The organism is Paraburkholderia sp. BR13439, assembly GCF_040948805.1.
Lineage (GTDB): Bacteria > Pseudomonadota > Gammaproteobacteria > Burkholderiales > Burkholderiaceae > Paraburkholderia > Paraburkholderia youngii.
Map to the genome: position 1 here is coordinate 130,571 of NZ_JBFPKN010000002.1, position 12,319 is coordinate 142,889.

Consider the following 12,319-nt stretch of genomic DNA (forward strand, 5'->3'; position numbering starts at 1 on the left):
CCGCGCTCACACCGGCTGCTTTTTCATCAATAGCTTCAGCAACGCCGGCAGCAGCAACAGCACGAGCGGCAACTGGACGATCAGTCCGGAAATGATCGCGATCGCGAGCGGTTGCTGCATCGCCGAGCCTTGCCCTAGCGCGAACGCGAGCGGCAACAGCGCGAGGATCGCGGCGATCGTCGTCATCGCGATCGGCCGCAGACGATTGCGGCCGGCGGCCTGCAACGCGTCGTCGAACGGCATTTCGTCGTCGCGCACGAGCGCCTGCAATTCCGATACATAAAAGATGGCAACTTCCGTCACGATGCCGATGATCATCGTCATACCCATCATCGCCGAGATATTCAACTCGATGCCGGTGATCCAAAGGCCGATGAACACCGCGCCGGCAGCGAAGAGCGGCATTGCCAGCACCGCGAGCGCGACACGCAGGCGTTCGTACAGGAACAGCAGCAGGCCGAACACGAGCGCGATCGCGGCGCCGAACACGGTCAAGAGCCCCTTGAAGGCGATCTGCTGTTGCTGGTACAGACCGCCGAGCTCGTAATAGACGCCCGACGGCAGCAGGTCCGCGGTGCCGAGCGCCTTCTGCACGTCGGCGATCGTCGAGCCGAGATCGCGCCCGTCGATGCGCGCAGTGACCGCGACCATCCGCTTCAGATTCGAGCGGCTGATTTCGGGCTGACCAGTGACGCTCACGCGATCGGCGACGCGCTTCAGCGCGAACAGATGCCCGTCCGGCGCGCGAATCTGTAACTGACCGAGTTGCGTATCGGTCATCTGGCGCGCACCGTTCACGCGCACGCGCACGCCGACCGTTTTCGGGCCGCTCTGGAACTGCGTCGCGACATTGCCTTCGAGCATGTCGGTGACGGCCTGCGCGATCGCCTGCGGGTCCATGCCTTCGGCCGCGGCAGCGGCGGGCAGGATGTGCAGCTCGATCGCGTCGCCGGCCGGGTTGATACCGTCGTTCACGTCGACGATGCCCTGAATCTGGCCGATACGCGCGGCAACTCTGCGCGCGGTGGTGTCGAGCGTGTGCGGATCGTCGGAGAAGATCTTGATCTGCACCGGCTGGGGCACCGCGGTCAGATCGCCGATCAGGTCTTCCATCAGCTGCGCGAGCTCGATGCTGACGCCCGGCACCTGGGTGTCGATCTGCGAGCGGATTTCCTCCATCACGGTGTCGATCGGTTCGCGCTTGCCCGACTTCAGGCGCACGAAGAAGTCGCCCTTGTTCGGCTCGTTCAGATCGCCGCCGAGGCCCGCGCCGGTACGGCGCGAATAGGTCGCGACGTTAGGGTTCGCGCGCACGATCTGCTCGATCTGCTTCATCAGCCGGTCCGTTTCGGTGATCGAGGTGCCCGGCTGCGTGTGATAGTCGAGCACGAAGCCGCCTTCGTCCATGCTCGGCATGAAGCCGCTGCCGACGCGCGTGAACGCGAACGCCGCGACGACGATCAACGGCACGACGCCGAGCAGCACGAGCGGCGGCCGTGCGATCACGCGGCCGATCGTCACCGCATAGCGCCGGTTCAGCCATGCGGCGAAACGGGTTTCCTGGTGCTCTTCGGCGTCTTTAGGCTTCAGCCAGTGGTCGCATAGGATCGGCACCGCGAGCCACGTGACGAGGAACGAAATGAACAGCGCGCTCGCCATCGTCAGCGACAGCGCCTTGAAAAAGGCTCCCGTCACACCCGACAGAAACGCGAGCGGCACGAAGATGATCAGCGTCGCCGCCGACGAACCGGCGAGCGGCCGCGTGAACTCGAGCGCCGCGGCCATCACGCGGCCATGGAACGCGCGCGCGCCGGCTTCGCGCATACGCCGCACGATGTGCTCGATCATCACGATCGCGTCGTCGATCACGAGGCCGACCGCGGCCGCCATACCGCCCAGCGTCATGATGTTGAAGCCCATGCCGAACACGTCGAGCAGCAGGATCGTCGCGGCCATCACGACCGGCACCAGCGCGACCGCGATCGCGGTGATCTTCCAGTTGCGCAGGAAGAAGAACAGCGTCAACGCCGCGAGCACGATGCCGATCATGATCGCGTCGCGCACGCTGGTGGCCGACGCGATCACGAGTTCGCTCTGGTCGTACCAATTCGACAGATGCACGCCCGCGGGCATCTGCGGCTGGAACGCGGCAATCTTCGTGCGGATCGCGCGTGCCATCGCGACGCTGTTGGCGCCGGGCTGCTGGTACACGTTCAGGAGCACCGCATCCTGACCATCGGCGGTGACGCGCATCCATTGCGGCACGACGCCCTGGCGCACCATCGCGACGTCGCCGAGACGGATCTGCGCGCCGTTCGCATTGCCGTTGGCGGACACGACCACGTTGCGCAGTTCGTCGAGCTGCGTGATCGTGGAGTTGGTGACGACGAGGTACAGCTTGTCGTGATCCTCGATGCGGCCGTTTGCCATCAGCACGTTGCTCGCGCCGATCGCCTTCGATACATCGGCGAGCGACAGCTTGTACGCGGCTAGGCGGGCGGGATCGACCGCGACCTCGAACTCGTCCTCGGCGCCGCCGGTCACCTCGACGCGCGCGACGCCTTCCACCGACGACAGCAGCGGCCGCATCTGGAACTGCGCGAGATCGCGCAGCGCGGACAGCGACTGTTGCTTCGACGTGAGGCTGTACGCGAGCACCGGAAACACGGTCGGGTCCATGCGCCGCACCTGCATCGTCGTGCCGGGCGGCAGCGTCGCGAGAATTTCGCTGATCGCCGATTGAGCCTGCAGGGTCGCCTGCGCCATGTCGGTGCCCCAATCGAAGTTCAGCGAGATCTCCGCGGCGCCACGGCTCGTCGTCGATTCGACGTCGCGCACGTTCGGCACGCGCCGCAGCGCTTCTTCGACCGGCATCGTGACGAGCGTGGTCATCTGCTCGGCGGGGCGGTCGCCCGCGTCGAGCGATACGACCGCGCGCGGAAACGCGACGTTCGGAAACAGCGAGATCGGCAGGCGGAACGCGCTCAACACGCCGGCAATCGCGAGCAACGCGATGACGAACAGCAGCGAGCGGCGATGCGTCTGCATCCATTGGCCGAAGTTCATCGCGCGCCATCTCCCGCGGCGCGGACCGCCATGCCGTCTTTCAGCTCGTAGTTGCCGCTCGTCGCGACGCCGAGCATGGGGTCGAGCGGACCATCGACGCCGTAGCGCTCGCCGTTTTCGATCGCGATGCTCACTGCGACGCGATGCGCCTTGTTTTGCGGCGTGATCTGGAACACGTACGCATGCTGCCCATCCTGCAGCACGGCCGCGCGCGGCACGATCCAGTGCGTGCCCGTGCGGGTCGCGATATCGCCAGAAACGCGTGTGCCGGGGATGAACGGCGTCTGCGCGAGCGGTACCGTCGCGCCGATGTTGACCAGTTGCGATTGCGGATCGATCGCGGCACCGACGAGCACCACACGGCCTTCGATCGACGTCTGCGCGAGTGCCGCGGACAGGCCGTGCAGCGTAACGGCATCGCCGGGATGGATCGCCGCGGCGTCGGTGGGCTCGACGCCGAGCGTCACGTTTGCGCGCGCATCACGGCTCGCGCCACTCGCGAGTTGCAGAATCGCCGCGCCAGCCTGCACCTGGTCGCCCTGTGCCGCCGATAGCTGCAGCACCACGCCGTCGAACGGCGCGGTCACGACCTTATTGCCGCTCGCGATGCCGCTCTGAGTCTGCGCGGCGAGCGCTTCGCGCGCATCGTCGACGGCCTTGCTCGCGCTCGCGAGCTGCGATTGCGTCGCGAGACCTTTGTCGTACAGCGACCGGGTCCGCGCGAGTTCGCCTTGCGCGAGCGTCAGCGCGCTTCTCGCCTGAGTTGCGGCAAGCACCGCGGTAGGATCGGCCTGGACGACGAACAGTGGCGTGCCGCGCTTGACGGTCTCGCCCGCCTGCACGCGCATCTGTGCGATACGCGACACATAGGGCAGGTTGATCGTCGTCAGGTTCGACGCGGTGGTCGCGACGATCCCGAAGCCGCGCACCGGCTGCGCGATCGCGGCGCGCTGCACGTGCACGGTCTGCACCGCGACCGACGGTTGAGTTTCGCTGGCGGGGTTGTCGTCCGCACGAACCGGATGGACTGCTGCGTACAGCAGGACCGCGCAAACCAGCGGCGCGGCGACGGCCGCAACACGCGGCCATCCGTACCGCGATGGAAACAGGCTATTTCGCATGGGTGTCGATGAAAGTTTGAGCGGGAGTGAAAGCGTCGGGAATCGCGCTGCCGAGCAGCGCCTGCAAGCCGACGCGTTGTTCGTCGAGCGCTTCGCGCAGCGTCGCGACGTCGATGCGTTTCGCGAGCGCGGCGCTTTGCGCGTCGGTGTACGCGCCGAGCGCGAGGTTGTGTTCGGCGTAGGCCGCCGCGGCTTCACGCGCGGAGCGCTCGACGCCGGGTAATGCGGCTTCGGTCTGCTGCAACTGCCGCGCGAGAATCGCGCTGTCCTCGCGCATCCGGGCGACGTCCGCATACGCCTGGTTCAGTCGGGTCTGGTACTCGTCGCGAAGCCGCTGACGGGTCGCTTTTTCGATCGCGACATTGCCCTGATTGCGGTTGAAGATCGGCAGACTCAGGTTGATCTGAAAGCCGCTCGTGTAGATGTTCGAGGTGTCGCGCGCCCGCACGAAACCGACCGACAGACTCGGGAACTGGCTCAGAATCGCCGCGCGGTATTTCTGCTCCTGCGCTTCGTAGCCGGCCTGTAGCGCGACCAGGTCGGGGCGGCGGTGCGCGAGCTCGGCGAGCGCTGAGTCGAGCGTGGCGTCGGGGAGCGGTGCGACTTCGTCGTCGTGGCCCGCCTGCAACTGCAATTGCACGTCGGGCGCGAGACCCAGCAGAGCGTTCAGATCGTGATGGCTTTGCGCGGCCGCGCGCTCGGCGTCCGTGTACTGCTTGCGCGCGTCGCTGTAAGCGATGAGCGCGGCGGTGAGCGTATCGTCGGTCAGATTGCCGTCCGCGCGCGCCGCGGCCATGCGCTCGTAGCGGGTGCGCGCGAGTTCGCGTTGCTGTTGCAACAGCGGCAGCGTGCGCTGCTGAAAGCAGCTCTTCACGAACAGCTGGCGCGCCTGCGCGACGACCTGCCATTCCTGCCACAGAAGGCCGAGATCGGTCTTCGCCAGCGTCGCGTCGGCGGACTGCTTGTTCGCGCTGCGCAGCACGATCGCCATCACGTCGATGCTGAGGCCATAATTGAACGCGCGCGTGGTGCCGGCCGCGCCCGGATAATCGCTCGACACGCTCAGTTGCGGATCGGGCAGCAGACCCGCCGAATAAGCCTGCGCGCGGGCGATGCCGAGATCGTCGCGGGCCAGCTTCAGATCGGGGTTGTTGGCGACCGCGAGCATCGCGACTTCGTCGATGTCGAGCCCGTCGGCGGGATCGAACCGATGCGTGGCCAACTCGGGCAGCGGCATGCTCGCGGGATCGATGCGGACCCGTTCGAGCGATCGCGCGGACGTCGAGGTGACCTGCGGCGCGAGCGGTTCGCGGTGATAGGTCGCGCAGCCGCTCATCAGCAGCGCGCATAACGGCATCAGCGCGCGCCGACGCAGCGCCGTCACGGGATGGAAATCAGGCAAAATCCGGCTCCTGCGAATCATCGGAAGGGGCGAGCGACTCGCGAACGAGGCCTCGCAATGGGAGCCAATTTTCCGAAGCGCGCGCTTAAGACAGGCTTAACGTCGAATCGCGTGACCCGAGCCGCGCGAAATCGGCGCCGTCATCAGTACCCCGTAAGGCTTCGTTAAGCTGCTGGGGCCGATAATGCGGCGGCTAAAACCGCAGCAAGGAGGGGAGAGACCATGCGCCTGCTATTGGTCGAAGACGACGACATGATCGCGGAATCGGTGCTGGGCGCGATGCGCCGCGCCGGCTACGCGATCGACTGGGCCGAGGACGGCCGCGCGGCGGAACTGTCGCTCGATAACGGCGTGTACGACCTCGTACTGCTCGACCTCGGCCTGCCGAAAAAAGACGGCATCGACGTGCTGAACGCGTATCGCCGCAACGGCGGCGCGGCGCCGGTAATCATCCTGACCGCGCGCGACGCGATCGACGAACGCATCCGCGGTCTCGACGCCGGCGCCGACGACTACCTGATCAAGCCGTTCGATCTCGACGAACTGGCCGCGCGCATTCGCGCGCTGCTGCGCCGGCGCACCGGCCAGAAGCAGCCGGTCTACAGCCACGGTGAACTGACGCTCGACCCCGCCGCGCATGAAGTGACCAAGGACGGCGTGCCGCTGCCGCTGGTGCCGCGAGAATTCGCGCTGCTGCAGGCGCTGATCGAGGAGCCGACCCGCGTGTTCACCAAGGCCGAGCTCGAAGAAAAGCTGTACGGCTGGGGCGAAGAAGTCGGCAGCAACACGATCGAAGTGCATGTGCACAGTCTGCGGCGCAAGATCGGCGCGGACCAGGTCGTGACCGTGCGCGGGGTCGGCTACCGCCTGAAGAGGTGCGGATGACGTCGATTCGCCGCTGGCTGCTCGGCTGGCTGATCTTCGGCATGGCGGCGACCTCGATGGTCGCGGCTTTCGCGATCTTCCATACCGCGCGGCGCGAGGCGAGCGAGCTGTTCGACTACGAACTGCGCAGTGTCGCGTTGTCGCTGCCGTCGTCGCTGAGCGGCGCTGGGCTGCGCGAGCGTCGTGCCCCCGACCTCGGTGATCTCGCCGACGACCGCATCGTCATCGAGATCTGGGACAAGAGCGGCACGCTCGCCTATCACTCCGCGCAGGCGCCGATGTTCGAGCGTCTGGCGCCGGGCTTCCACACGGTGCCGCGCGGCGAGTACCACTGGCGCATCTTCGGCGTCGCGCAGCCGGACCGCTACGTGCAGGTAGCGCAGCCCGTGTCGGTGCGCGAGGACCTCGCGTTGCATCTCGCGCTGCACACGTTGTGGCCGCTCGGCGTGCTGCTGCCGGTGACGATCGCGCTGGTGCTGCTGGTGGTCGCGCGCGGGCTCGCGCCGATCGGCGGGCTGTCGCGCGCGCTCGCGACGCGTTCGATCGATTCGCTCGAACCGCTGCGGCTCGACGGCAACATGCCGGTCGAAATCCGCCCGCTCGTCGAAGCGCTGAACGATCTGCTGCAACGGCTGCATACGGCGTCGCAGGCGCAGCGCACGTTCATCGCCGATGCCGCGCACGAGCTGCGCTCGCCGCTCGCGGCGCTGAAGCTGCAACTGCAGGCGGCGTCGCGCGATGGCTCGCTGAGGGGCGAGGGGCAGACGCTCGAGCGTGTCGAAAATCGGGTGAACCGGATCATCCACCTCGTGCAGCAATTGCTGACGCTGGCGCGCGAAGACGCGCAGCCGGTCACCTCGACGGTGCCGGTCAGCCTGCGCCGCATCGGCGAGCAGGCGGTCAGCGATTGTTCCGTGCTCGCGGAGCTGCGCGAGATCGATCTCGGCCTCGAATGCGAACAGGCGCGCACACCGAACGACGCCTACACGGTGCTCGCCGAGCCGCACAGTATCAGCGTGTTGTTGGGGAATCTGATCAACAACGCGATTCGTCATACGCCGCGGGGCGGCCGTGTCGACGTGGTGCTGCGGCGCACGGGCGAGCGGGTTGGCTTCGAGGTCGTCGACAGCGGCTCGGGGATTCCGGAGGCGGAGCTCGAACGCGTGTTCGACCGTTTCTATCGCGGCGAGGAGTCGAAGGGCGAGGGCAGCGGGCTCGGTCTCGCGATCGTCGCGCGGATCGCCGAGCGGCATCAGCTCGGGCTGTCGCTGCGCAACAATGTCGGCGCGCCGGGCTTGCGGGTGTCGGTCACCGGGCTGCATGCGCCCGCCGCCGATGCGCCCGTCACGGCCGCGAATTAACGGTCGTCATTGCGGCTAGCGGTTGTCACAAGCATATAGGCGCACGCTGCTACAATCTCATTTTTACGGATCGACAGATTGGTTGTGCACTATGGGTTTCGAACAACTCGCTGAACTGAAGAAGCAACTGGCCGCGGCGCGAGCCGCCGCCGAGGGCGCCGGCAAGCCCGATCGCAAATCGGCTGCGCGCCCCGCTTCGAAGTCCGCTGGCAAGCCCGCTTCAAATCCTGGGGCACATCCTGGCTCTAACGCCGAGCGTGGCGCCAATCCGGGCACGAAGCCCGGTGGCCGGCCCGGCGGAAAGCCGGCTGCGAAGGCCGGTGGTCGGCCGGACGGCAAGCCGGGCACGCGACCCGGCCGCCCGCAGCCGCGCCACGCCGCACCCGAGGGCGCCGCGCCCGCCAGGCCGGCGGCGGTCGACGCCAAGCCCGTGGACCCGGTGGTGCGCTCGATCGGTCGTCTGCAAAAGCGTTTCCCGGTCGCTTTCCCGAAGAATCCGGCCCCGAAGCTGCCGCTGAAGATCGGCGTTTTCGAAGATCTCGTCGTGCATGCGAAGGAGCTGTCGCTGACCGAAGCCGAGCTGCGCGACGCGATCAAGACGTGGTGCCGTGGCGGGCGCTACTGGAAGAGCCTCGTCGAAGGCGCCGCGCGCGTCGATCTGGCGGGCGTCGAAGCCGGCAAGGTCACGGCGCAGGAAGCGGCCGGTGCGCAGCGCCTGCTCGCGCATCGCGCGGCGAAGGGCGCACAGAAGGCCGCCGCGGCGACGGCAAGCGCGAATGCCCCGACCGATGCCGGTACACCATCACCGTCCGAGACGGCGACCGCCGACGAGCCGCAGGCCGAAGCAGCGGTAGCGCCAGTCGTGGAACAGGCGGTTCCGCAAGCGGATGCCGCTGCTGCAACGCCGGAAACCGTAGCACCGAATGCCGCGGGCAGCGGGGACGCCCAGGCGCAAACCAGCGCACAACACGAGACGCAAGCTTCCACTCCCTCCCAGGCCTAACCCTGGCATAACCCGTCGCGGCCTCGCTCACGAGGCCATGACGTGCGGCGCAGCCGTCAGCCGGCTGCGCACGAATCCCACATGCTCCCGCAGCACATAAAACGCATCCGCATACGCCAGCGGCATGCGCAGGTGGTTCAGCGCCGCCTCGATCTCGTCCAGTTGTCCCAGTAGCTGTGTGCGCTCCTCATCGGTTGCGCCGGCGAGCGCGTGCCGCTCGATCGCGATCAACGAACCGTAATAACGATAGATGCGCGAGCGCACCCGCCACCGGTACAGCGCCGGGATCACCCGCATCGCGGGCAACAGCAGCACGGCGATCGGCAACAGCAGGACCAGCGTGCGATCGCCGATGCTCGCGAGCCAGAACGGCAGCGTCCGATACAAAAAGCCCTTGCCGGTCCGGTAATAGCGCTGCGCGTCCTCGCTGATCCGGTATTCGTGCTCGACCGGTGTCGGGAACTGGCCGGCGTGCTGCAACAGGCCCGCGGCGCCATGTACTTCCTGCGCCGCCTCGATCAGCAGATCCGAGATCGCCGGATGCAGCGTGCTGCGCGCGACGAGTTCGACCGTCGGACTGATCAGGTGGACGGTCTCGGGCGGAATGCGCCGCTTCAGGTCGAGCACGCCGGGCGGCAGGTCGATCTGGTCGAGAAACGGAAACACGCGCGTATAGGCGCTGGCTTCGTCGAAATTCATCACCGAAATGCCGGGTACGCGCAACAGCCGCAGCATCAGGCCGCGCGTCGCCGAGTCGCCGCTCAGGAGCGCCGCGTCGACCTCGCCGGCGACCAGCTGCGTGGCGGCCTGCAGACCGTCGCTCGGCACCAGCGTCGTCGCGCCGCCTGGCTCGATGCCGTTCGCCGCGAGCAGTTGCAGCGCGAGCAGCCGCGTGCCGCTGCCTTCGCGGCCGACCGCGATCCGCTTGCCTTCGAGCTGCGCCAGTTGCGCGAGCGCCGCGCCACGATAGAACACCACGATCGGCACATAGAACACGCTGCCGAGCGACACCAGCGACGACGTATCCAGCCTCTGGGCCACCCCGCCTTGCACGAACGCGATATCGACTTGCTGCTTCGGGTCCAGCAGCCGCTGCAGGTTCTGCACGGACCCATCGGATTCGAGCACGTTCAGGCGGATGCCGTTGCGCGCGAGAATCTTGCGGTACTGGTTCGCAGTGACGACGAACGAGCTGTCGCGCGGGCCGGCGCTGATCGTGATCGTGCGCGGCGGCGCCGGGTTGGCGATCCAGACGATCAGCACGATCGCGAACGCGATCAGCAGCGCCGTGATGAAGTAGGGCAGCAGGTGCTCGCGCCATTCGGCGCGCGTAAGTTCGGCGGAAAAGTGCGGAGGACGCGGACGCTGCGCTTTCATGAATACTCCGTGCTTGAAGCCGGGAGCAGGCATTGTCGCCTGTGCGCGGTGGCTTTGCCGTAACGGTTCGTTCTATCGACCGGGCGCGCGGCGCTCGACGGAGCCTGCCGCTCGCGGCCGGAGAATAACGCGTACATGGCATAATTTGCCGCAAATCGCGGTCTTGCAGTAGTGGACTTCACAACTCGCGGAGTGTCGCTGGGCGCATGTTGAATCGTCGGCATCGGAAGATCGGCAGCTGGCTGGGATCGCTCGCGATCCTGCTGTCGACGCTCGCGCCGACGATCTCGCAGACGCTCGCCGCCCATCGCCATGCCGACGCGATGATGGGCGAGCATTGCCAGATGGCGTCGATGGACGACATGGCGTCGATGCCGGGCATGCGGATCCAGGACGACACGCCCGAGCCCACCCAGGCCATCGCCAACCCGCCAGACAACACCGACGACACCGGCAATCCCACGGACAAGCACGCGCAGATGTCCGGCGATGCCTGCGGCTATTGCAGCCTGCTCGCGCATCTGCCGGTGATGCCGAGCGTCGGCATGCTGTTCGTCGCCGCGGTCCGCGCGCGCCAGCACACGGCCGTGACGCGCTATAACAGCGTGCGCCGTGTCGAACCGCTGACCTTCGCGCAGCCCCGCGCCCCGCCTTCCGCTTCCTGATCCGAATCCCTTACGACGCGATGCGCCTACGTGCATCGCGCTTGCTCGCGCGCGTCCGTTCGACGGCGCGCGCCGGCCTCGTCATCACCGAACAGACAGGATGCACTCATGCACACATCAGCAACGCGCGGTGGCCGTCCGCCGCGCGCGGCGCCGCTCATCGCGGCCGCCACCTATGTCGCCTACACCGCTTACGCCGCGTGCGGCGTCGTAGGCCTGATCACCGCGCCGTCCATCGCGCAGGCGCACGCGATCGCGGGCAACCGCGTCTTCCCCGCGACGCTCGCGGTCGACGACCCCGGCGTCGGCGACGAAGCCAACCTCGAGTACGGCCATCAGCGCGTGCCTGGCGACAACGGCGACCAGAGCATCAACACGTTCAGCTTCGAGTACGACAAGCTGATCACGCCGCGTCTGGCCGTGTCGATCGACGGCGCGTACGTGCTTCAGAACAACCCGCGCGCGGCCGGCTTCAACAACTTCGGCGTCGGCCTCAAGTACCTGCTGTACGTGAACGAGCCGCACGAGCTGATGACGTCGATCGGCGTCACTGCGGAGCTCGGCGGCACCGGCAGTCGAGCGATTGCCGACAACTTCTCGACGATCTCGCCGACCGTCTACATCGGCAAGGGCATGGGCGATCTGCCCGATTCGCTCGCGTATCTGCGCCCGGTCGCGATCACGGCCGAGGCGGCCCCCGCGCTCAACACCGGCGCGGGTCAGCCGAACGCGTTCAACTACGGCTTCACCGTGCAGTACAGCCTGCCGTATCTGCAGCAGCACGTGCACGACGCGGGTCTGCCGCAGCCGTTCTCGAACCTGATCCCGCTCGTCGAGGTCCCGCTGTCGCGCAGCCAGGGGCAGACGACCGGCACGGTCAATCCGGGCTTTATCTGGATCAATCGCTACGGACAGTTCGGCGTCGAGGCACAGATTCCGATCAACCGTGCGAGCGGCTCGCACGTCGGCATTCTGGTGCAGGCGCACTTGTTCTTCGACGACATTGCGCCGACTACGCTCGGCAAGCCGCTGTTCCCATGAGTAGTGCAGGAGAAAAACGATGATGAACAGATTCGAATATCACGCAATGCGCCTGGCGGCACTGATCGCCGGTGTGACGTTCGCGAGCGCGGCACTCGCGCATGTGTTTCCGCAGAAGCAGGAGCCGGGCGCGGGCGCATCGGTGGCCGCGCCCGCGCAGGTCAAGGTGACCTTCGACGGGCCGCTCGAACCGGCGTTCAGCTCGCTGAGCGTCACCGATGCGAGCGGCAAGCAGGTCGGCACGCAGAAGTCATCGGTGGATGCGCGGCAACCCGCGGTGATGACGCTGCCGCTGCCGACGCTCGCGGCCGGACACTACACCGTGCATTGGGTCGCGGTGGCGTCGGATGGGCATCGAACGCATGGGGACTATGGCTTCGATGTGAAGTAGGGCGGCA

Annotated in this window: 10 protein-coding genes; 6 read left to right on the forward strand and 4 right to left on the reverse strand. The window is 67.1% G+C overall.

What is annotated here, in order from left to right; genetic code table 11:
* Nucleotides 1–6: 6 nt before the first annotated feature.
* From AB3X96_RS04545 to AB3X96_RS04555, 3 genes are read right to left on the reverse strand one after another with little or no spacing between them, the layout of a single operon-like run.
* The gene (locus AB3X96_RS04545; protein WP_368588750.1) at nt 7–3,066 is read right to left on the reverse strand and encodes an efflux RND transporter permease subunit; all 3,060 of its coding nucleotides are present in this window, start codon (nt 3,064–3,066) and stop codon (nt 7–9) included.
* On the reverse strand, nt 3,063–4,187 hold the full coding sequence (locus tag AB3X96_RS04550; protein ID WP_368588751.1) for an efflux RND transporter periplasmic adaptor subunit: 1,125 nt from the start codon (nt 4,185–4,187) through the stop codon (nt 3,063–3,065). The genes AB3X96_RS04545 and AB3X96_RS04550 overlap by 4 nt, the downstream gene beginning before the upstream one ends.
* On the reverse strand, nt 4,177–5,589 hold the full coding sequence (locus tag AB3X96_RS04555; protein ID WP_368588752.1) for a TolC family protein: 1,413 nt from the start codon (nt 5,587–5,589) through the stop codon (nt 4,177–4,179). The genes AB3X96_RS04550 and AB3X96_RS04555 overlap by 11 nt, the downstream gene beginning before the upstream one ends.
* 222 nt (nt 5,590–5,811) lie before the next feature.
* On the opposite strand from AB3X96_RS04555, the gene AB3X96_RS04560 reads away from it, so the two are divergent.
* The 3 genes from AB3X96_RS04560 (at nt 5,812) to AB3X96_RS04570 (ending at nt 8,838) form a co-directional block, all read left to right on the forward strand.
* Nucleotides 5,812–6,474 carry a response regulator gene (locus AB3X96_RS04560; RefSeq protein WP_018434619.1) on the forward strand — a complete coding sequence of 221 codons (663 nt, stop codon included), beginning with the start codon at nt 5,812–5,814 and terminating at the stop codon, nt 6,472–6,474.
* Nucleotides 6,471–7,835: an ATP-binding protein gene (locus AB3X96_RS04565; protein WP_368588753.1), complete on the forward strand. Its 1,365-nt coding sequence runs from the start codon at nt 6,471–6,473 to the stop codon at nt 7,833–7,835. Before AB3X96_RS04560 ends, AB3X96_RS04565 begins: the two co-directional genes overlap by 4 nt.
* A gap of 91 nt (nt 7,836–7,926) precedes the next feature.
* On the forward strand, nt 7,927–8,838 hold the full coding sequence (locus AB3X96_RS04570) for a ProQ/FINO family protein (protein ID WP_368588754.1): 912 nt from the start codon (nt 7,927–7,929) through the stop codon (nt 8,836–8,838).
* 27 nt (nt 8,839–8,865) lie between these two features.
* On the opposite strand, the gene AB3X96_RS04575 is transcribed toward AB3X96_RS04570, so the two are convergent.
* The gene (locus AB3X96_RS04575) at nt 8,866–10,215 is read right to left on the reverse strand and encodes a TAXI family TRAP transporter solute-binding subunit (RefSeq protein ID WP_368588755.1); all 1,350 of its coding nucleotides are present in this window, start codon (nt 10,213–10,215) and stop codon (nt 8,866–8,868) included.
* 206 nt (nt 10,216–10,421) lie between these two features.
* Here AB3X96_RS04575 and AB3X96_RS04580 point away from each other — a divergent pair, with 206 nt between their 5' ends.
* The 3 genes from AB3X96_RS04580 (at nt 10,422) to AB3X96_RS04590 (ending at nt 12,312) form a co-directional block, all read left to right on the forward strand.
* On the forward strand, nt 10,422–10,880 hold the full coding sequence (locus tag AB3X96_RS04580; RefSeq protein ID WP_368588756.1) for a DUF2946 domain-containing protein: 459 nt from the start codon (nt 10,422–10,424) through the stop codon (nt 10,878–10,880).
* Nucleotides 10,881–10,988: 108 nt separating this feature from the next.
* The gene (locus AB3X96_RS04585) at nt 10,989–11,921 is read left to right on the forward strand and encodes a hypothetical protein (RefSeq protein ID WP_368588757.1); all 933 of its coding nucleotides are present in this window, start codon (nt 10,989–10,991) and stop codon (nt 11,919–11,921) included.
* Between the two features lie 19 nt (nt 11,922–11,940).
* Nucleotides 11,941–12,312 (forward strand): copper resistance protein CopC, encoded by a 372-nt coding sequence (locus AB3X96_RS04590; protein WP_368588758.1) that lies wholly within the window; start codon nt 11,941–11,943, stop codon nt 12,310–12,312.
* Nucleotides 12,313–12,319: the final 7 nt, after the last annotated feature.

Bases quoted from the DNA above. Each gene is read 5' to 3' on its own strand.
- AB3X96_RS04585 (WP_368588757.1), top strand. From the start codon at position 10,989: ATGCACACATCAGCAACGCGCGGTGGCCGTCCGCCGCGCGCGGCGCCG.
- AB3X96_RS04570 (WP_368588754.1), top strand. From the start codon at position 7,927: ATGGGTTTCGAACAACTCGCTGAACTGAAGAAGCAACTGGCCGCGGCG.
- AB3X96_RS04560 (WP_018434619.1), top strand. From the start codon at position 5,812: ATGCGCCTGCTATTGGTCGAAGACGACGACATGATCGCGGAATCGGTG.
- AB3X96_RS04575 (WP_368588755.1), bottom strand. From the start codon at position 10,215: ATGAAAGCGCAGCGTCCGCGTCCTCCGCACTTTTCCGCCGAACTTACG.
- AB3X96_RS04565 (WP_368588753.1), top strand. From the start codon at position 6,471: ATGACGTCGATTCGCCGCTGGCTGCTCGGCTGGCTGATCTTCGGCATG.
- AB3X96_RS04550 (WP_368588751.1), bottom strand. From the start codon at position 4,187: ATGCGAAATAGCCTGTTTCCATCGCGGTACGGATGGCCGCGTGTTGCG.
- AB3X96_RS04545 (WP_368588750.1), bottom strand. From the start codon at position 3,066: ATGAACTTCGGCCAATGGATGCAGACGCATCGCCGCTCGCTGCTGTTC.
- AB3X96_RS04580 (WP_368588756.1), top strand. From the start codon at position 10,422: ATGTTGAATCGTCGGCATCGGAAGATCGGCAGCTGGCTGGGATCGCTC.
- AB3X96_RS04590 (WP_368588758.1), top strand. From the start codon at position 11,941: ATGATGAACAGATTCGAATATCACGCAATGCGCCTGGCGGCACTGATC.